This window comes from Oceanobacillus sojae (assembly GCF_007991515.1).
GTDB lineage: Bacteria > Bacillota > Bacilli > Bacillales > Amphibacillaceae > Oceanobacillus > Oceanobacillus sojae.
In genome coordinates this window covers 1-20333 of record NZ_BJYM01000008.1, presented here as the reverse complement: position 1 = coordinate 20333, position 20333 = coordinate 1, and the positions used below count along the sequence as shown (strand labels likewise).

At 36.6% G+C, this 20333-nt stretch carries 25 protein-coding genes; 5 read left to right on the top strand and 20 right to left on the bottom strand.

Translation table 11 applies throughout. The features are described 5' to 3' along the window. Window positions 1-25: 25 nt before the first annotated feature. Window positions 26-199, bottom strand: coding sequence for a DUF2759 family protein (locus OSO01_RS10425; RefSeq protein ID WP_147210379.1), 174 nt, complete (start codon window positions 197-199; stop codon window positions 26-28). Between the two features lie 392 nt (window positions 200-591). Here OSO01_RS10425 and OSO01_RS10420 point away from each other — a divergent pair, with 392 nt between their 5' ends. Then, window positions 592-1221, top strand: coding sequence for an MBL fold metallo-hydrolase (locus OSO01_RS10420; RefSeq protein ID WP_147210378.1), 630 nt, complete (start codon window positions 592-594; stop codon window positions 1219-1221). Window positions 1222-1301: 80 nt separating this feature from the next. Here OSO01_RS10420 and OSO01_RS10415 read toward each other — a convergent pair whose 3' ends face one another. The 8 genes from OSO01_RS10415 to comGA form a co-directional block, all read right to left on the bottom strand. Further along, window positions 1302-1544, bottom strand: a complete 243-nt coding sequence (locus tag OSO01_RS10415; RefSeq protein ID WP_040985302.1) for a DUF2626 domain-containing protein — start codon at window positions 1542-1544, stop codon at window positions 1302-1304. A 137-nt stretch (window positions 1545-1681) separates the two neighbouring features. Next, window positions 1682-2050 (bottom strand): hypothetical protein, encoded by a 369-nt coding sequence (locus OSO01_RS10410; RefSeq protein WP_147210377.1) that lies wholly within the window; start codon window positions 2048-2050, stop codon window positions 1682-1684. Next, window positions 2022-2456, bottom strand: a complete 435-nt coding sequence (gene comGF, locus OSO01_RS10405; RefSeq protein WP_186813628.1) for a competence type IV pilus minor pilin ComGF — start codon at window positions 2454-2456, stop codon at window positions 2022-2024. Before comGF ends, OSO01_RS10410 begins: the two co-directional genes overlap by 29 nt. Continuing rightward, on the bottom strand, window positions 2440-2778 hold the full coding sequence (locus OSO01_RS10400) for a hypothetical protein (protein WP_147210376.1): 339 nt from the start codon (window positions 2776-2778) through the stop codon (window positions 2440-2442). Before OSO01_RS10400 ends, comGF begins: the two co-directional genes overlap by 17 nt. Further along, entirely contained in the window at window positions 2762-3193 is a 432-nt protein-coding gene (gene comGD / locus OSO01_RS10395; RefSeq protein ID WP_147210375.1) for a competence type IV pilus minor pilin ComGD, read from the bottom strand. The genes OSO01_RS10400 and comGD overlap by 17 nt, the downstream gene beginning before the upstream one ends. Further along, the gene (gene comGC, locus OSO01_RS10390) at window positions 3180-3485 is read right to left on the bottom strand and encodes a competence type IV pilus major pilin ComGC (protein WP_147210374.1); all 306 of its coding nucleotides are present in this window, start codon (window positions 3483-3485) and stop codon (window positions 3180-3182) included. Before comGC ends, comGD begins: the two co-directional genes overlap by 14 nt. Window positions 3486-3497: 12 nt before the next feature. After that, window positions 3498-4538, bottom strand: coding sequence for a type II secretion system F family protein (locus tag OSO01_RS10385; protein WP_147210373.1), 1041 nt, complete (start codon window positions 4536-4538; stop codon window positions 3498-3500). Further along, window positions 4507-5505 (bottom strand): competence type IV pilus ATPase ComGA, encoded by a 999-nt coding sequence (comGA, locus tag OSO01_RS10380; RefSeq protein ID WP_147210372.1) that lies wholly within the window; start codon window positions 5503-5505, stop codon window positions 4507-4509. Before comGA ends, OSO01_RS10385 begins: the two co-directional genes overlap by 32 nt. Before the next feature lie 151 nt (window positions 5506-5656). On the opposite strand from comGA, the gene OSO01_RS24090 reads away from it, so the two are divergent. Beyond that, window positions 5657-5848, top strand: a complete 192-nt coding sequence (locus OSO01_RS24090; RefSeq protein ID WP_147210371.1) for a YqzE family protein — start codon at window positions 5657-5659, stop codon at window positions 5846-5848. Window positions 5849-5967: 119 nt separating this feature from the next. Here the strand turns inward: OSO01_RS24090 and OSO01_RS10370 are convergent, their stop codons facing one another. From OSO01_RS10370 to rpmG, 8 genes are all read right to left on the bottom strand, one after another. Further along, the gene (locus OSO01_RS10370; RefSeq protein WP_147210370.1) at window positions 5968-7905 is read right to left on the bottom strand and encodes an LTA synthase family protein; all 1938 of its coding nucleotides are present in this window, start codon (window positions 7903-7905) and stop codon (window positions 5968-5970) included. Between the two features lie 221 nt (window positions 7906-8126). Further along, a complete protein-coding gene (locus tag OSO01_RS10365) occupies window positions 8127-9086 on the bottom strand; it encodes an ROK family glucokinase (RefSeq protein WP_147210369.1) in 960 nt (319 codons plus the stop codon). After that, entirely contained in the window at window positions 9079-9291 is a 213-nt protein-coding gene (locus OSO01_RS10360) for a YqgQ family protein (protein ID WP_147210368.1), read from the bottom strand. Before OSO01_RS10360 ends, OSO01_RS10365 begins: the two co-directional genes overlap by 8 nt. 67 nt (window positions 9292-9358) lie before the next feature. Then, the gene (locus OSO01_RS10355) at window positions 9359-10804 is read right to left on the bottom strand and encodes a spore germination protein (RefSeq protein ID WP_147210537.1); all 1446 of its coding nucleotides are present in this window, start codon (window positions 10802-10804) and stop codon (window positions 9359-9361) included. Window positions 10805-10940: 136 nt separating this feature from the next. Continuing rightward, window positions 10941-12488, bottom strand: coding sequence for a rhomboid family intramembrane serine protease (locus OSO01_RS10350; RefSeq protein WP_147210367.1), 1548 nt, complete (start codon window positions 12486-12488; stop codon window positions 10941-10943). 262 nt (window positions 12489-12750) lie between these two features. Beyond that, window positions 12751-12921 carry a protein YqgO gene (gene yqgO / locus OSO01_RS23365; protein WP_186813627.1) on the bottom strand — a complete coding sequence of 57 codons (171 nt, stop codon included), beginning with the start codon at window positions 12919-12921 and terminating at the stop codon, window positions 12751-12753. Window positions 12922-13012: 91 nt separating this feature from the next. Further along, window positions 13013-13591, bottom strand: coding sequence for a 5-formyltetrahydrofolate cyclo-ligase (locus OSO01_RS10345; RefSeq protein ID WP_147210366.1), 579 nt, complete (start codon window positions 13589-13591; stop codon window positions 13013-13015). Between the two features lie 70 nt (window positions 13592-13661). Further along, window positions 13662-13811: a 50S ribosomal protein L33 gene (rpmG, locus tag OSO01_RS10340; protein ID WP_017797039.1), complete on the bottom strand. Its 150-nt coding sequence runs from the start codon at window positions 13809-13811 to the stop codon at window positions 13662-13664. A gap of 464 nt (window positions 13812-14275) precedes the next feature. On the opposite strand from rpmG, the gene OSO01_RS10335 reads away from it, so the two are divergent. Together OSO01_RS10335 and OSO01_RS23700 are read left to right on the top strand one after the other, a co-directional pair. Continuing rightward, the gene (locus OSO01_RS10335; protein ID WP_147210365.1) at window positions 14276-14506 is read left to right on the top strand and encodes a hypothetical protein; all 231 of its coding nucleotides are present in this window, start codon (window positions 14276-14278) and stop codon (window positions 14504-14506) included. A 12-nt stretch (window positions 14507-14518) separates the two neighbouring features. Beyond that, window positions 14519-15133: an endolytic transglycosylase MltG gene (locus tag OSO01_RS23700; RefSeq protein ID WP_147210364.1), complete on the top strand. Its 615-nt coding sequence runs from the start codon at window positions 14519-14521 to the stop codon at window positions 15131-15133. A gap of 150 nt (window positions 15134-15283) precedes the next feature. On the opposite strand, the gene yqgA is transcribed toward OSO01_RS23700, so the two are convergent. Next, window positions 15284-15718, bottom strand: a complete 435-nt coding sequence (yqgA, locus tag OSO01_RS10325; protein ID WP_147210363.1) for a cell wall-binding protein YqgA — start codon at window positions 15716-15718, stop codon at window positions 15284-15286. A 758-nt stretch (window positions 15719-16476) separates the two neighbouring features. On the opposite strand from yqgA, the gene OSO01_RS24085 reads away from it, so the two are divergent. Further along, entirely contained in the window at window positions 16477-16635 is a 159-nt protein-coding gene (locus OSO01_RS24085; RefSeq protein ID WP_147210536.1) for an IS3 family transposase, read from the top strand. A gap of 70 nt (window positions 16636-16705) precedes the next feature. Here OSO01_RS24085 and OSO01_RS10315 read toward each other — a convergent pair whose 3' ends face one another. Beyond that, on the bottom strand, window positions 16706-18793 hold the full coding sequence (locus tag OSO01_RS10315) for a peptidoglycan D,D-transpeptidase FtsI family protein (protein WP_307725844.1): 2088 nt from the start codon (window positions 18791-18793) through the stop codon (window positions 16706-16708). 139 nt (window positions 18794-18932) lie between these two features. Next, entirely contained in the window at window positions 18933-20210 is a 1278-nt protein-coding gene (locus tag OSO01_RS10310; RefSeq protein ID WP_147210362.1) for an MFS transporter, read from the bottom strand. Between the last annotated feature and the right edge of the window lie 123 nt (window positions 20211-20333).

Below are 20333 nucleotides of genomic sequence, written 5' to 3'. Positions count from 1 at the left end.
TGAAAATAGAAAGAATCTTTTTGTCTTAACCTACGATTTCTGAAATAATGGTTGCAATGGAGAAGAACCCAAAAACAACGGCAGTTAGAGCAGAGAATAACAGCGCCAGTATATTTTTAAATTTTAACTGACGAATCACGGATACGACTGCTAATAGTGCAACTAGTAAAAATAAAATTCCTAAAACAATATGACCCATCCGAAATTTTCCTCCTTTTCAGCGTAACTATACTTGTGTAAAAAGCCAGTATTTTATACTATGTAATTATCGTTAAACTATTTATATTTTATAGTATTTCCAAGTGTTTGTCGAGTTATTATAAAGCGAAACTTCTTTCAGTGTGAGTTTTCACTCTTCTCCTACTGATAAATAAGGAACATAAGCTGACGTCTTCGTATCCTGAGACTGCGGTTACTCGCCCCCATCGAAGAGCTTTTGCGAGAATATTTGTGCGACCAGCATTGTATTGACCTGAACAATTCAGGAAGTTAGCGGCCGTTATCTCCTGCCCAAATAGATTTATTTTTCTCTTTTTGAAGGCGGAAGTTTCACAGACGGTTACACCATGATAAAAGAATGGAGAGATGGATATGGAAATTATCGCAATGCCGGTAGGTTTAGTCCAGGCAAATTGCTATATCGTTTACAAAAAAGAAGAAAAAGATGCTTTAATTATTGATCCTGGTGGAGAACCGGAGAAAATAATTGAAGCTTTTGAAAAGAATAAGCTGAATGTGAAAGCAATCTTACTGACTCATGCTCATTTCGATCATATTGGCGGTTTGAACAGTGTCCAAAAGTATACCAATGCACCAGTGTATCTTCATAAAGCAGAGTGGTCCTGGCTTGGTGAACCAAGATTGAATGGGTCAGCTAAATTAATGGGACAGCCTATTACTGCTCAAGTGGCTGATAAAGAACTGACGGAGGGAACCTTAGAAGTCGGCGGTTTCACTATTAAAACATTACATACACCGGGCCATTCGCCTGGAAGCATCAGTTTTGTTTTTTCTAACGAGAATTTTGCTGTTTGTGGTGATGTATTATTCCAGCAGGGAATCGGCAGAACTGATTTAGTAGACGGAAATATAAACACCCTGGAAAACTCGATAAAAGAGAAGTTGTATCTTTTGCCGGATGATTTAACCATTCTTCCAGGCCACGGGCCGGCAACAACAATAGGCTATGAAAAGAAGAACAATCCTTTTTTCCCAGCTTAGAAAATCATAATTGGTTCGAAATAGATAAAACAGCGAAAAAGACCATCTGCATAAAATACAGAAGGTCTTTTTCGCTGTTTTTAATGTCCAAATCCAGGTACAAGGATAAACTCAGAATACCAAGTATATCCAACAATAAATACCGTACAATATGCACCAAATAAGTACATGTACATACGTTCAGACAGCTTTAAATAACTCAGTGTAAGGAAAAACGCCGTTTGAACAAGGAATAATAGTGCAGTATTCAGCATGTCACCTACATAAAACATAACTGTAAAAATACCTGTCCAAAAGGCAAGAACACGAAACATGCGGTCCATGTCTTCCCCCTCCTTTATAGGTAACGTTCTCATAGTTATTATATACGAGCCGGATAGGATTGTAAACGATTCTTATATAGTTTGCCTCTGTATAAGGTATTTTATTTAAAAGTAATGATAAATCCTCTCAATTACTGTTAAGGAGCATATTGGGCAAATTGATAAATATGCTCGCTTCCAGTTTGTTTTATTGCATAGATGATATATATACTTTCATTCGTTTCAGCCTGAAAAGTTACTTTAACTTCTCCATGCGGGAATTTATAACTCGTTTCATATGGTAAAGAAATCTCCTGTATATCTATTTCCCCACTGACTTTTTTGTAAGCCATTTGAAAAAGTGTCTCCACTTCTATATCAGATAACTGATTGTCAGCTACTACTTTTGCTGTCTGATATTGGTAAAGAAGAAAATGTAAACAAAGAAATACAATAAGAATAACCCAGACGGCATGGAATAATAAAAATCCTTGCTGATTATGGATAAGTGTATAGTATCTTTTCATAAAATTCCCCTGATTCCATAGTAATTGTTAAAAAAATAGCGTTTGATTGTTCTTCAAAAACAACATTAGAAACCTGGTGAAGATATATTTCATGACCTTGCCCGTTTATCTGTCTGCGAATGGAGTTGTTATACTGGCTGAAACGGGCTGTTTTCTCGATGTTATCACTTTGATCAATAAACCGGATATACAATTGATTGTCAGCTATATGAGCGGAGGTAGAAGAGATAATATCATTGCGTAATTGCGTAAACAACTGCTGTATCGATAAGGACTCTGTATAGGTTTGCTTTATTTGAAGTGTAGATAAAGCATAGTATACAAAAGGAAGTGTTAATACTAAGATAGTCATTGCAATTAACATCGAAATAAGAGTGAAGCCATGGGCGCTACTCCAAAATTGCATAAAGGCATTTTTCCTCTGTCTGTTGTTTTGCATTAGTCCATTCTGCACATCCTTTCAAGTATTCCCCCTCCAACGCAAAAGAGAACTCTGCAGGTGTACGGTAAGGAATGATTGTATATTTACCCGGATAAGTTCCCATTCCAACCAGGGCTCCTTGCAATTCATCATGTAATTTACTTGTAATTTTTAACCTTTCTATATTATTGTACTGTTCTTTAGCGAGTAAGGAGAGCAGCGGCAATAGAATAGTGAGCATAGAAAATAAAAGTAATGATGCTATCAAGGTTTCAAATAATGTAAATCCTTTATCTTTCTTCAACATAAAATCTGCCTTTCCCAAACGGAAATACAATCCGGTAGCGTTCTTCCCCAAAGCTGATTAGAATGGATTGCGGGTTCTTAATAACACCGCCGACGGAGAATTCAATATCCTTCGGGAAAGGTGTGTCCAAAGAAAACAGTGGTGGATACTCCCGTCTGATTTCAGTAGAATAGTTAAACAATATGCTATAGTTATCAGGGTAAAACCTTAAAATATATGATTTGCCGCTTTCCTGTGTACTCCTCTTATTCTGAATATAAAGCACGTCCATTTCTAATGTATCGAGAAAATGCCGGCTCTCCAATTTGTCAATCTGTTCTATCTGGTGTTTAGGAATGAGTAAAAGGATGACTGACAAGATGGATAATGCAAATAATGTTTCAATAAGCGTAAAACCACGCTCAGTTTGAAGCATTTACCACACCATTAGAAATGGAAAGCTTATTTCCATTTGAGCAGGTCCTCTGGTCCTCAGTTATATAATCAGCACTCTCCAGCTGATCAAGACTTGATGGCATATTACCAGTATCAATTTGATAAGCATCTACCTGGGCCTGCACCACAGAAATTAATGCAGCACAACCTTTTGAATGGACATCCCCTGTCTTCTTCCCCAGATTCGGTATAATTAAAATCATGATTATAGAGATTACCATCAAGACAATTAACATTTCTATCAGTGTGAAACCCTTTTCACTTTTTAACATAAAAAAGCTCCTTCACATTGTATTCATTAGTTCAAACATAGGCGACATCAGACTAATATAAATAAATATAATAAATGCGCCGATAATCGAGAAAAAAACAGGCTGAATATAAACAATTCTTTTTTGAAGCCGTTGATACATTGTATCAATTGAGATTTCAGCATAAATAGCTAAGTCCTTTGCCAGGTTTGCTGCATCCATATTAGAAGATAATATATCTGTCAAATGTTTGTCTAAAAAATCCATCGTGGTCAAGAGCCCTTGGACGGATCTCCCCCTAAAATACTCTAATTGCATTTGCTTCGCATAATAAGAAATAATGGGCAGCTTTGTCTGTCTGGACATATAATGCAATAACTCCTTCATTGGCATCCCTGTCTGTAAGAGAGAACTGTATAACGCAGCAAAATGAAAAGATGTTTGTCTCTTTATATAAGAACGATATAGAGGAATTCTGCTGTATAAAGTCATTTTAGTTTCTAAAGAGATATTATTTCTTAAAAATATCCAGATAACTGCACCAAAGCTGAAAGCGATAATGAGAACAATTATGGAATAACCAAGCCAGGAAGATAGAAAAATAACGGCTTGCAGCAGCATAGGGAGCTCGCCAAACATGAGCTGCTGAAAGGAAGGTATAACACGCGCATAAATAAAAAATAATAAACCGCTAAAAATAAATAGCAAAATAAGCGGATAACGGACAGTCTGCTGAAATTTACGCATGTAGTGGACATGCTGCTGAAATAATTGATGACACTGCTCAATCCGTTCGGATATATTCGATTTTTCCCGTACAACAAAGAGATAGGAAATAATAGAATGATGAAAACCAGCCTCGTCCATTGCTTCATCCAAATGCTGGCCCGCTTCAAGACACTTTAAAATCTGACTGGAGGTATATTCTAACTCAGCATAATATTTCATTGCGTCTAAGGATTGAATGAGTGTGAGACCTTTTGAAAGCATACGCTGTAAGACATGAAGAAATTGCAGCTGCGTGGCAATGGTTATTTTTTGATTATTGAGGGAAAATCGTTTGTGTAAAGCCATAAGCAAATGCCTTTCTTTGTAATTTTTTAAACTGGTGTTCTTCAGGTAAAGCCAGCAATGTACCTTCGATAGCTTCTGTCAGGTAATCTCCCTCCATTAATTCTCCAATAGCACTCCGCTGCTGCTTATTCTTTCTCATAATTGGAATTAGCCGAAGAGCTCCGACGCCAATAAGGATTTGATGCAGATCGGCAGTTTTTATTCCCATTTCCTTCAAACGAAAAATGGTGCCGACAGCATTTTTAGCATGCAGAGTACTTAATACAAGGTGACCAGTTAGAGCAGCTTCCACTGCAAACTTTGCGGTTTCTTTATCCCGTATCTCTCCAACCATCAGAATGTCGGGGTCATGGCGTAGAGCAGCCTTTAACCCTGTGTGATAGGAGATGCCGGCATGTTCGTTAATTTGCACTTGCAATATTTGATTTATTTTTCTCTCGATTGGATCTTCCAAGGAAATAATTTGACAGGGCTTTTCCTTCATTTCCATTTCTAATAAAGAATATAAAGTAGATGATTTCCCGCTCCCGGTTGCCCCAGTTATCAGGATAAGTCCGGAATCATGATCCATCCATCTTCGCATTTGCTGTACTTGATTTGGAAAAAGAAATAAATGGTCAAGCGGCAAGGTGTCGTTTTGAGGAAGAATACGGATAGCAATACTCTCTTGCTGATAATGAGGGAGAGTCGAAATACGAAGTGCATAGTCCTTTGATTCAAAACTCCAAAGCAATGTTCCCGCTTGGGGTTTTCTGTGTTCGCCAATATCCATATTGGCACTGAACTTAAAAAATGTTCTTAAAAGCTGGTATTGTTTCGTTAGAATGTTTCGGGTAAAGGTGCGTTTTCCGTGGATACGAAAGTAAATTTCAGTTTGCTGCTCGTATGGATAGAAGTGAATATCAGAAGCTTGTTGACTGACTGCAGCCTGAAAGAGGTCGTCAGATAATTTTGTGACATGATTCATTAGCTCACCCCCCTTACAAATATTTCTGACATAATCTATAAATTCTACATTTATTCTGATTCTCCTTCTTTTTTATTCAAAAGAATAGAATTTATTTTATTGTTAAAGCTATAAGTAAAACTAACTTGAAAAGGAGCATTAAATTAAATCCATGAAAAGTAACGACTATATTCGTTTTTTAACAGAAGAAATGATGAAATATATAAATTTACCTACAGAAGAAAAAAAAGAACGGAAGCAAAAAAAGAAATCTTCTAATCAACTTTATAGCAATAAATGGCTTGGCATAATACCTTTTTCAATTCAATCCTGGTACTATAAAAGAAAAAATGACCGGGACTGAGCTGTGGTTCCTCCCCCTGCCGAAAACATTCACATTACTCAATATTCAACCGCCAAGGATTTTATGCTTTTCTGCCAGTGCAAAAAAACGGCACAGGCTTTTTCACCTGTACCGTTTTTTTATTCTTCTTCGTCTCCAAAGTCAACAAATCGGAATAAATCTCCGTAAATGATGGAATCAGAGTAAGAAAGCTCTGTATCTACTTTTTCTTGAATGGAATCACAAGCACTTTCTACTTTTTCTAATTCTTCACTTGCTTCTTCTTCTGAGTCTGTTTCTTCTTCTACAGCCTGATCCATTAATTCTCCAGTTTCACGATCGTAGCAGGAACCGGCGGTTTTAACAAAATCATCACTGACAAAGTCGCCATTTCGTAATGCGATATAGCCTTTTCTATCATCACTGAATAAGTCATTACCAAAATAAATATCCTCACCAGGATCAATTCCCAGCATGTTTAGCATTGTTGGTTTCAAATCGATTTGACCGGCAACCTCTTCCATTACTTTTCCATTTCCATCTCCAGGAATGTGAATAAATAATGGTACACGTTGTAATTGCACCTGATCGTAAGCTGTGATTTCGTCCTGATCTAAATACTGAGCCATCGCTTTATTATGGTTGGCACTTATTCCAATATGGTCACCCATAATGACAATAATGGAGTCTTCATAAAGACCAGACTCTTTTAGCTCATCAAAGAATTCTTCGATAGCTTCATCCATGTAGCGGACAGTCGGAATATAACTGTTCAGCGTATTGGAATTTGAATCAAATTTATCAATTGTTGCATCTTCCTCATCCAATTCAAACGGGAAATGGTTTGTTAATAAAATCATTTTTGAATAGAACGGCTCATCCAAATCTTCTAATATAGGGATGGACTGTTCAAAGAACGGTTTATCCTTTAGACCCCACCCTACAGAGTCTTCCGGTGTTACATCATATGATTCTTCTCCAAAGAAGTTATCAATATTCAAGCTGTTATACATTGCATCCCGGTTCCAAAAGCTTTTATTGTTCGCATGCAATACGTTAGAAGTATAACCAGCTTCTTTAATCATTTCATCAAAAGAATGGTATTCATTATTACCGTGTGTAAAGAATACCGCACCACGGGATAATGGATATAAGGAATTTTCTACTAAGAACTCTGAATCAGATGTGTTTCCCTGACCTGTCTGTTCATAGAAATTATCAAAGTAATACGTATCTTCATCCTGGGCTAACTCATTAAGAAACGGTGTAACCTCTTCTCCATTTACTTCACTGTTCATTACAAAGTGCTGCAAGGATTCTGCGTTAAGAAAAATGATATTTTTATCTTTCGCAATACCCTTCATTTCTTCACTGGTCTCATGATCCACATTTTCTTTAATATACTCCTGAATTTCAGGAATTTCGTTTCCGTCCGCAAAAACACGTTGTGATTCGTTCTTGGAGTGAATGACAACATCGTAGACGTGATAGTTAAACAGACCAATATTTTTCACTAAATATTCACGGTCAAATCCGCGGGTAAAAAGCTGCGGTCTTTCCATTTCAGCTAAGAAAAAGTTACCCGCAAGTAATACTAATGAAAATGCCAGAGCGCCGACCTTACCGCTTCTAGGATACTGTACAGCAAGACTTCCTTCATATTTCTTACTTAGATACCAGATAATCGCGGCATCTGCAAATATAAATAGATCCCATGGCTTAATTAAAGTAAGAATACTGGATCCTAAATCTGTCATATTACTTCCCATAAATAATTGCGGGATTGTTATAAAGTCCGTAAATTGGCGGTAGAATACAAGATTCGCCCAGATAAGCAAGGATGCTGCCAATGTAGCGTACCGAATATACTTCATTTGTCTGGAAGACTTATTAAACCAGACTCCTAATGCCAGAATTAAAAACGCTGACACAAAAGGATTAATAAACAAAATTAATTCCTGCATGGAATTATCAAGTTCAATATTAAATACAAATCGGTAGACAATATAGGTTTTTAGTCCAAGAAGGAATGCTGCAATAATATAGAGCGGTATCCTTGGCTTTTTAAATCGTTTCATTTATATCCTCTCCTAAATAATAAAAACAGGAATGCTGATTTACCTTTTAACATACTACTTCCCATTTTATTAACTAATGTAAACCTGCAATTAAAAAATTGTACATCTTGTATAACTGTTTTACAAGAAAAAAGGTTTCACATTTAATCATTTTATTTAATTACCCGTTCATAAATTACTATTTTAGTAGATATTCAAAAAAAATCAAGTCTGAAAATCAATTAACTGTAATTCTCATATACTAAATATGCTCCTCCAATAATACCCGCATCATTACCAAGCTGGCAAGTTTTAATAGTACAAACTTCACTTACTCTAGGCAGCGCATGCTTTCTGAAAGCTTTTGTCAAAGCATCAATCAAATAATCTCCTGCATTAGAAACGCCACCGCCTATTAAAATATTGGAAGGATTTATAATCATTGACATATTTGCCATTGCTTTTCCTAAAACGTCCGTTGTATATTCAATAATTTCTGTAGAGGCCTGATCTCCCTGCTTGGCTAATTCAAAAACATTCTGGGCAGAAATACGCCCTTCTGTCTGAAATAATTTCGTCAGAAGTGATTCTGGATTAGTGTGTATCTTCTCCATTGCCTGTCTGACAATTCCTGTTGCAGAAGCAATGGTTTCTAAACAGCCTTTTTTACCGCAGTTACATGGATAACCATTTTCCATCACTTCAATGTGGCCTACTTCGCCGGCCATGCCATTAACACCATTTAAAATAGAGCCGTTTGCGATAATCCCGCCGCCGACACCTGTTCCTAATGTAATTGCTATTAAATTCCTGGATTGATTTCCTGCACCAACCCAATTTTCTCCTAATACAGCAATATTAGCATCATTTTCAGCATATACAGGCACCCCCGCCAATTTTTCAAGTTCTTCCGCTAAATGGATATCTTTCCATCCAATATTGACCGCTTCTGTAATAATACCTGCATGGGCATCTACAAATCCCGGTGCCCCGACACCTATTCCTTTAATGGAAGAAGCATCTAATGATGATACCTGTAATTTCGATTCAATACTTTCCCAAATATCAGAGATAATATTCGCACCTTCGTTTGTTAAATCTGTTGGTATTTCCCACTTTTCTAGAATTTTTCCCTCTTTTGTAATGAATCCTATTTTTACTGAAGTTCCCCCAATATCTACTCCTGTTAATAATTCATTCATTTATTTTCGTCCCCTTTTTATATTCTCTGCTTTCTTTTTTTATGAGCAATACTGCTTGCTGGAATTGCTGACTGCTGATAAATTTCCACTCATATAATTCATTTATTTCCATCATCATCAATTCTAAATCGCCTAACCGGTCTGTCGTATAGATGAAAGTTCCAAACTTCATCAGCAGTTTCCTTACATCATGTATATTCTGCATGTTATCACCAAGAGTATTATATCAAATGGGCAATCAAATGGGAAATGAGAATAAGATCCAGATCAAATTAACGATCTGGATCTTTTGGTCGTAATATAGATGGTCTCAGATGCCTTTCCGGTAATGGAAAGCGGATAAATGTATCACGCATATTCTTAGCTGAAAATGGCACTAACGGCCAAAAATAAGGTGTATCCAGCGTTCTCATCTTTATTAAAAATAACAGCCAGACAGTTACACCAATAACATAACCGCTCACGCCAAATAAAGCTGTCGAAAATAATAAAAATAAGCGGACAAGACGATTTGCCATACTTAATTCATAGCTTGGTGTTGCATAAGAACCGATCGCTGCAGTAGCAATGTATAAAACAACCTCATGCGAAAACCAGCCGACCTCTACAGAAACTTCACCAATCATAATTGCTGCAACCAGGCCAAGGGCTGTTCCAAGTGCAGATGGTGTGTGGATAGATGCCATTCTTAAAACATCGAGCCCTAATTCAGCAATTAGAAATTGAACCAATAACGGGATGACCCCTGAATCCTCCGGTCCTATAAACGAATACGCTGGCGGCAGAAGTTCAGGCTGTACAGAAAATAAATAATAGAGCGGTAAAAGCACAAGAGAAAGAAATATGGCAATAAATCGAACAATTCGTAAATATGCTCCAACACTTGGTTTTTGCCGATATTCTTCTGCATGCTGCAAATGCTGCCAGAAAGTTGTTTGTGTAATCATCGCACTTGGCGATCCATCAATAATCAAGACTACATGCCCCTCAAAAAGATGAGATGCAACCGTATCTGGCCTTTCAGTATACCGGACTGCCGGATACGGGTTCCAATAACGGTGACTGAAAAATTCTTCAATCGTCTTTTCTGCCATAGGAAGCCCGTCTGTATCTATACCATCAATCAATTCTTTCAGCTTCTCCACTTGTTTAGAATCTGCTATATCTTCTATATAACTGATAACAACATCCGTTTTAGAGCGCCTGCCAACCTGCGTGAACTCCATCCTGAGAGAACGATCCCTAACCCGGCGTCTTGTCAGCGCAGTATTAAATACAAGCGTTTCCACAAACCCATCACGCGGTCCCCGGACCACTCTTTCTAAATCAGGCTCTTCAGGTGACCGTGCCGGATATGTCCTTGCATCAATTACAATTGCTTTATCTAAGTCTTCTACGAATAAAACCGTTGCTCCCGAAAGAATAAAATCAACCAGTTTATTCATATCTTCTAATGCTTCTATTTCTATAAAAGGAATATCTCTTTTCATTAATTTCTGTAATGTATCTGTATCCAGCTCATCTGGACGCAGCCTTTGCAGGGACTGCATGATAAACAGCATCATATCATCTTTGACAAATCCATCAACCATAAACATAGCCATATCTTTACCAGCATAATTCAAATCCAGGTAAATCAGGTCAAAGCTTTTATCAACTGCTAAATAAGACTTTAGATAAGAAACGTTTGTTTTGAGGCTTGTATCTACTTTTTTCATTTTATCAGTCACTTTTATCACCTTAATACAGTAGGATGTAGATAGTTTATATCACCAGATAAAAACTATACATTCCATTCTTTAAGGTATACAAAAACCAGGCCGCATTTCTGTTTTCCTCAGCCTGGTTTTCATCTTAATAAGATTGTAATTTATTTTTTATATTCGATAATTCTTCATTACCCGGGAATTGCTCTAATCCTTCATTAATAATGTCTTCAATTTCTTGAGTGCTTGCTCCTTGCTGTGAGTATAAAATTGCCAGATTATGATACATTTCCGGTATTCTTTCGTCATATTGAATAGCCGCTTCTAAATCCTCTATCGCTTTTGCAAATTCTAACTCTTGAATATAAGCGTAAGAACGGTGGAAAAGAAGATACGGTATCAGCTCTGAATCCGCTGTTTCATCAAGTGCTTCCGTTGTTACTGAAATAATCTCACTAAAATTCTCATCCTCTATGAGTGTTTCTGCTTCAATTAATTTCATTTCTGGAGATGATGAATTAAATGACCATCCATAAATGAATAATCCGATACTGAGAATGATAAAACCGATAAGTCCCAGCAACTGATTCTTTTGATTTTTTTTATTTGGCACATAAACAGCTGCAGCAATTAAAAATCCGCCGGCTAATCCGCCAAGATGTGCTCCCATATCGATTTCTGGAACAGTGAATCCGAGCAGAAGATTTACTCCTAAAATAAGAATAATATTCATACCCATTGTTTGAAAGAATATTTGCTTATAGATAAGCCCGAATAAAAGAAGCGCACCAAACAATGCAAATATAGCACCTGATGCCCCTACTGATACATTAATGGAGGTAGCAAAGCTTGCTATGGAACCTGCCAGCCCGCCAAGAAAATAGATAAAAAGAAAACGGGTTCTCCCGAATATCCGTTCAATCGCAGTTCCCAGATAATACAGAGCAAGCATATTCATAATCAGATGGAGAAAGTTAAGATGTAAAAACATCGAGCTGAAAAATCTCCACCACTCTCCCTCCATGACAAGAAGGTTAAAGTTTGCTCCCATATCAATTAAGTGCTGTGTATTTTCTATATTCCCTCTTGTGATTTGAAGAATAAAAATAACTATATTTAAAGCGATTAATATGTAAGTAAACAGCGGAGTGGAAAATGAAAATATTTTCTTACGGTTCTCTTGCTCTTCTTGGATTTTTTGGAACAGCGTATTTTTCATATGATTTGCTGCTGCCTCTTTTTCCGTATCATCTAAATTTCTTTTGTCTTCACCGCTCAATGAAATATTTAAATCCTGACTTAAGAGATTGATTTCACTTTCTTCATCTTCTCTATCCAGATAATATATGTGCATTCTTGGCGATTTTTTATTTCCTTCCCCAAACGGTTTTTTCAATTCTTCCCATTCATCAACCGGATGTTCTTCAGCTATGTATATTAAATATAGTTCAGCATTAACACTTGCGATAGCTTGCCTTATCCGCTGCATTTGCTGATAAGCAGTCTGCGAATCCTGCCGTAATTGGTTAGACCAATCAAAAGTTTGCGGTTTTACACGAATAATATCGGATTTTCCGCCTGCTTTCCGTTCCATCCAGACTTCATCCGTTTTATAGTCTCCTGCAATAATCTGGAACCCTTGCTCTGTCAATTTCCTCACCAGCTCATACGCTCTATATTGCATATGTACGTCCATAAATCAACCTCCCCTCTTTGAAGCATACCAAATGTTTCTAATTATGCGCAACTATGATCAAACAGAACAGCCGCCAGCAGGATGTTTTTATTTGCCCATTGTCCATAATTGCAACTGGCCATCTCATAAAAATTGATGAAGCTGGTACTGGGCTGCGATTACTCGCCCTATTAAGTTCGTCGCTTTATGTTTTCTTTTTATATTTGCCGGCAAAGAGGGAATATTTTATTATAAGCAGAGTTTTCTAATATTTATAGTGCATTTAAACCATTTCCTTTTTCTTTTTCCATAAAATAACGTTTGCGATAATTGGAACTAAATATTTTCTTCCCTGCTTCCAGTTTAAAAAACCGTTTAAAATCCGGTACTTCCATTTCATAAGTATAAAAATAATGGATATAACCATCGCTGCTGTAAAGAACATGCGCATCATCTTTCTTACCTCCCTTTTAATAATTGATGTGATTAGAGACTCTTCTACATCAATTATTTTCAACGAAGGGAGAAATCTTATACATTAAAGATTAGTTATTCTGTCTGGCCGTATCTATGGTACGTTCTTCTGTAATAATCTGTTCTACAGACAGATCATAGCTTTCCCGGGGAATTTGCTGGATTAATTGCCGTTCACTGCAAAGCGAGATTGTCGCTCCTGAATAATCAGCAAGCATTCTGTCATAATATCCGCCGCCATAGCCAATACGATAACCATCCGTGTCAAAAACCACTCCTGGCACAATCAATAAATCGATATCTGAATGTAGAATCCGTTTTGTTTTTTCGGGGATCGGTTCTTTTATACCTGCGTAACCTGTCTGGATTTGATTTTGATGATTCCAAGCATAGTAGTACATTTCTCTCGTTTTTACCACACATTTCGGTGAGGCTATTATCTTTCCTTCTCTCCAGGCCTTTTCAATGATTGTATATGTATCCCATTCTATTTCTGTGGAAATAGTAATTCCTATCGTTCTGGCATTTTTAAATGCTGGAGTTGTAAATAATTGCTTCTGCTGTCCTGTTTCCACTTTTTTCCGATCCAGCTTCGACAAAAGACTCAGTTCTTTCAGCATTTTTTGCCGTAATATCTTTTTTTCTGACATATCATATTTCACCTCTGTCTGCAAAAAAACTCTTATCCAACTAACATCAGATAAGAGTTTTCATGATTGCTTATTTTGTTTCACGGTGTAGGGTATGTTTTTTAAGACGTGGTGAGTATTTCATAAGCTCAATACGCTCAGGATTTGTACGTTTGTTTTTTGTAGAAATATAATTACGATCTCCTGTTTCCGTGCAAGCTAACGTTATATTTACGCGCATATCTATCCCTCCAAACTTTTCAACTTGCCTTTTTACATAACTGTACAGACTTTAATTATATTATCAAAGTTTCATCTATTTATCAAGAAGGATTATACCAAAAACATGATAAAACTTTTCGCCCCATGTTTTATCAGGGTTAAAGCAACTCCCTGTCATGATTTATCGTGCTTTTAGCATAGTCACTTCTTTTAATTTATGGTATAACTATAAATGATACATAAAGTGCGTGTTCAAAAAGTTTCTAAATTAGAAGCAAGAAGATCAAGGCGACGTGGTTTTTACGAACGGACTTCCACAGGATGTGGTGACTTCTGTGTTGTCCACAGGACGTGGACGATTTTAACAGAAGTTCTTCTATATTTTTTAATACGTGAGTATCGTAAAAAACGCGTCAACGCAGAGATTCGCAGCTTATCATTTGGGGACTTTTTGAACATCCTCATAAAGGGAGGGAAATAAAAATGCTATTTGCCATTTTGGCAGTTGTTGTCATTGGGATTGTTCTATTTATTCTATCATTCTTTATTAACGACCGTCTGGAAGAAGTCGAAAGCCAGCTAGAACAATTGTCCATTACTACGATGCAAGATACATACCAGTTAAAGAAGAAGGTTTCTGTTTTAGAAGAAGAATTATTGCCTCAAAACATATCTGATGAAGCAGCACCGTCTGATCTTAAAAATAATAATTAGAGGAGTATTATCATGAAACAACATGTTAGAGCGTTTGCTGTCGGTTTGTTGACAAGCGGTGTCCTGCTTCTCGCTATATATATATTTGGTAATCAATCCTCGGGCAGCCTCGAGGATATGGAACCGGATGAATTGATTTCTGCACTGGAAAATCAAGGGTATGCTGTATTAACACAAGACGAATATATTGCATATAGCGTGAATAGAGAAGCAGCTGACGAGGTTGATTCTGATGGAAATGCAGAAGATGACTCTGAAGCCGATAATGAATCAGATTCAAACAATGATTCTGATGAAAATGAAGACAACAATGATGAAAATAGTAATGACGAAGAAGGCAACGAAAATGCAGACGAGGAAGACAATAATGATGAAGGTAATGAAGATGAAGAATCCTCCGAAGACTCAGATGTAATTGACGTTGAAATCACATTAGAAAATGGTGCGCCCCCTTCTAACATCAGTGATGCTTTAGAAGATGCCGGGATTATTGATGATGCAAGAGATTTTAATGATTTCTTGGAAGACAATGATTTAAGCGGCAGCGTAAAGCCTGGAACTTATGAAGTGGACAGCGAAATGTCTTTCGATGAAATTGGTGACATTATTACTACCTATTCAGAATAAATATGATTTGATTAAAAAATGAGCTGTTCTATCCGGAACAGCTCATTTTTTTATTCAATCACTTGATTCTTGAAAGTTTTCCTTTTTTCATTTTGAATCGAAAGGTTGCGATAAAGGAACAATAATCTATTACAAGTTCAAGTTATGCATTCATCTATTTGGAAAATTTAGATTTTTTGTTTCGTACAACCCTACAAATTTACCGTTTTTTGTTAAGGTAGCTAATAATCCTCCTGGAATCGGTCTTACATTAATAGTCCGTAATTTCGCCTTTTTTACCGGCGTTTTATAAGAAAAATAGCCTGTTACCAATGGAGTTACATCATTAGCACCTTCATAGTAAACAACTCCGTATGCCGAATAATCTAATTTCCCACAATTCCCTTTTGATTCAAGGTAAAAGTCTATAGTATTAGCACTTTTAGTATACGTTAAATAATCAGTCCATGCCCTTACTTCACATGTACTACCTGCTTTCGGAAATTTTTGCCATGAATGCATAGCAGCTTCTGCCTTATCCACATTAAACCCTAAAAAGAAAAAAATTAAAAAAGAAAAAATTAAAAAGAAATACTTTTTTTTCATAGTAACCCTCCTCATAATTTATTAATGAAAATTTTACTATATTTTAGTTAATTTGTCAAATATATCAAAATATTTTTAATAAAGGTATTTAATAGCTAAAGAAAAGATCTATCCACTTAAAAATTTACAGTGTGTAGGTATATAATAATTTATCCGGGAATCTTGGATGTTCATCATTGATAAGAAAATATAATATGCTTAGTCCTGCCCCAAAAAACTGGATGTGATTCTATAAAACACAAGGGATTGATTAAAACGAAGGAAGACGAAAGAGAAGTATTCTGTTCAATTTTATTTGAACAACCATTCCTTAGTTGGATACTAGCTGAGAGCATTTTGTAAACAAGGAATAGAAGGCCTGAAACCAACGTCAAAGGACCAAACTTCCTTGTCCAAGAAAATCAATAAACAAAAGAAAAAGCAAAGAAGTTGACACGCGAAGAATAATTAAAATGCAAGAATGAATTATTGCTACTAGGAAATGCCTACCTAAAAAAATTGAAAGTTTTTCAGAAAATCCGAATGCCTTCCACAAAAAGAACAAACAAAAGCGGTATTCGAAATTAAAGAAGAAGGCTTCTTATTATTAGATATTCTCTGTATAGTAGGTATTCCTGAAGCCATCTACTACTGTCTCATGAAGCATTTTTGCAGAGAATATTTGGGTACAGTATTAAAAGACGCATTCATTCCTGTTTAAAAAGTTTCATAGCGTATCACGTATAAACCAATCTGTTCATCTAACGCTTTAATGGACAATTTCTTTAGTATTTAAAAGCATAAAATGTATTATAAAGAAGAATAAAAATAGATTTGAAGAATATTTCTATTGGTATAATCGTGAACGAACAAAAGAAAAATTGGCTGGATTAAGCCCAGTCAAATATCGAACTCAATCCAGCCAAACAGCTGTATAGTAAAATTCTAACTTTCAGAGGGAACCACCCTACTAAATATAGAAAGTTACTTTTAATTATTTAAAAATATTTATTCTTCATCCGCCTTTTCATCATGCTCTTCTTTAATATCAAAGTAAGCATCTAAAATCCTCGAAGCAATTTTACCGTTGATTCCGTCCCCTGCATTTATTCCTACACTTGGTACAACAACTGCAAAGGCAACTTCCGGGTCATCAAAGGGCGCATAGCCGACCATTGTCAGGTTATTGAGATCAGCCAGTTTCTGCCCATCTTCATAAACAGAAGTCTGAGCTGTACCTGTTTTCCCAGCTGGATTATACGATTTTTTACCAAAATAACGCTCTCCTGTTCCTCCGCTTTCTTGAAATACACGGCGGAAGCCCTCTTGTACACGGCTGATTTCATCATTTGTCATATTAATCCGGTTCATTACCGTTGTATTTTTTGTATAATACAATGGTCCAAGCTCATCTAAAGAGGCAATGGGATCACGGGCTTCTTTTAAAAAGTGCGGCTGGACACGGTAACCGTCGTTGGCAATGGTGGATACATATTGTGCGAGCTGCAGGGTGGTATACGTATCATACTGACCGATTGCGAAGTCAAGAATATTACCTGGATTTTCCGGTGTCTGCCCTCTTACTCCGGTACTTTCATCTGGAAAATCTATTCCTGTCGATGCCCCTAAGCCGAATTGATTGAAGTAATTTTGTAAGGTCTGCAAGGTCTCAGCCTTATTTATATTTAGACTGGCATGACTAGGTAATGGATGCCGGTAATCACCGCCCAATCGCAAGGCAACATAGAACATATAAACGTTGGAAGACCGTTTTAATGCATTCAGGTCATCTACACTTCCCATAGGTGAAACAGATTTTTTTGTTAAGCCTCCTGCCAATGTTATTGGGGCATCATAGAAAGTTGTTCCAGGTGAAATAACATCCGCATCATATCCGGCAAGAATAGTTGCCCCTTTAATACTTGAACCAGGTTCTGTTGCATTGGATAAAGCCATAAAGGAAGCATTATTATATTCGTTTTTTTCCTTATCATAATTCACACCGGAAACAGCAAGAAGTTCCCCGGTTTTCGGATTCATAACAACGGCATAAGCGTTTGTTAGATACCGGTTGTCATAAGGATTCTTTGCTTTTACTGCTTTCAGCTCCTCTAAGACAATTTTGTCAACTTCCTGCTGGAATTCTAAGTCTGTTGTTAAAACTAAATCTTTGCCCCGTTCTCCTTCAACAATGGTCTCGGAGCCGATAATTGTCCCATTCTGACGTGTCGTATACTGAATCTGCTCTTTACGGCCGCGCAGAAAGTCTTCATATTGCTCTTCCAGTCCACTTCTGCCGACCCGGTCATTTCGGCTGTAACCCTTTGTCAAATAAGCGCTCAAGTCCTCTGCGGGAATTCCCTGCTCCTGAGTGGAAATTCTCCCTAAAATAGTCGATAACGTATCTCCATTCGGATAAACACGATTCCAATCTGTTGTGGCATTGATTCCGGGAAGCTCATCCAGATGCTCAGCTACAGCAGCATATTCCTCTGCTGTTACGCCCTCATTTTTCACTACCTGCGGGGTCAGTGCATATGCTTTATCCAGTTCTTTTTTTGTAGCGATAATTTCTAATTCTTCATCGGAAAAATCTGCAATTTCTTCATCGGTAATTAAATCCAATGTGGCAGCGTATTCCTCGGAAGCATCCATCTCCTCTGTATCAACTTCTTCTAATCGTTCTTCTATTTCCTCTTGATGAAGTAATAAATAATACTCTCTTTTATCTCTGTCAGTTATTCGATCGATTTTTTTCTTATCACTCATATCGATGAAATTAACTAAGGTTTCAGCCACCTTCAAGCGATCCTTTGCCTGAACACCTTTGGGGGGCGTATAAGTAATGGAATACATGGCTTCATTATCTACTATGATATTCCCATTCCTGTCATATATTTTTCCACGGGGCACCGGTACACTTGTCGTGTCTAAATTCGTTCTTTCAATTTCTTCCTGATAAGATTCCCCGTTTAAAATTTGAACAACACCTAACTGAAGTATGAGTGCAGAAAATAATAAGAAGATGGCAAAGAAAAGGATATTCATACGAACCGGAAGCTGGGCCCGTTTTTTCTTTTTCTTCTTGTCTACCACTTTGCTCCCCCTTTACATATATTTTGGCCTTATATGGCATTAATTCTATGATTTGTTTAAAAAGCAAAAAAAATTTAAATTATAGACGTATCTTTTTAAACATTTCAGTTATCAATACTACTGTTTGATTCTACCACACTTAACGACTTTTTTCGTCCGTGAAATCTTCTTTTAATGCTATTTTTTGTTTTTTTGTTGGCCCGATAAAAATATTTCGGATACAAAAATAAATAATCGCATGCCCTGCACCAAAAATAATCAGTAATATTGGAATAATCATATCATGCGGAAATAGAAACATCCCGAATATAAATACCATAATCGAAACGATTCTGCCTAAGTTTAAATAAATTTCCCGGACAACAATGTACTCCACCCGTCTTTCTTCTACCATACGGGCTCTGCCAATCACATCATAGGTAAGTGATTCATACGGTACAGTTAAAATGGGAAATGCAATTCCAATAATTACTGCATATATAATTAACCAGAAAAGGCTCATTTCAAAAATAATAATAAAGATAGAGGTGAACAGCAGAATGCCGCCAAACAAAATTGCTTTTTTTCTTAAAGACGGCTTAATCCATTTTAAGGCGACAAAATAAAAGACGATCGATAAGCCTGAAAGAAATAAATTAAAAACTCCTAACACAAGCTCACTGTTTGTAACAAGGAAAATCCAAATGGTAATATAAAAACCATATATCCCTTCCCTTAGCCCCTGGAAAAAATGAGCATGTAAAATACGCTTCCAATTTTTATTTCTCTTTCTTTCATTTATAACAGCAGCTAAAGCAAAGCTCCCTCTGCTCCCCTTACGTATGATGAAAAAGCTGGCTACAATTGCCGCAATGAATAAGCTTAAGGAAATAATAAAAATAGCAGTATAACCAACATCACCAGCCATTTTTGAAATCATCCACCCAGCAAGTAATGGCCCAATCATCCCTGCAAATGACGTTAGTGTGCCTGAAATACCATTAAACCAATCTCTCGTATCTGGTTCTGTAATTTCAAAAGTCAGCAGGTAATAAGCCAGCCAGAAAAAACCATAACCTATTCCCAATAAACAGCCGAGAATAAAATTATAATATGCTGCAAGCTCACCAATCCAAAGAACAAATAAGAAAAAGAAACATAAGAAAAGTATCCCGATTCTTAATATAATGATACGATCTATTTTTTTCGATAATTTCCCTGCATAAATAAACGACAATGCTTGAAATACATAGCTCGCTAAATGATAGTTAGCAATCACAAAAAAGTCGCCGGATTGCTTCCATAAGTACACATTTACAAAAGTATTTGATAAAAAGATCCCGGCTGCATATAAAACTCCAATCAACAGTAGCATCCACAAGTCCCTGTATTCATCTTTTTGGTTTTTGTATCTTCTATATTGCTGATGTAATTGCATAAGAAAACGACTCCTTCTCCTTTTATTTTTAGCGAAGGAATCGTATCTATACAAAAAGCTTGCAGAAGTTTAAATTTCTGCAAGCTTTTTGTAATTATTTATTATTTCGCAGCTTCGTAATTG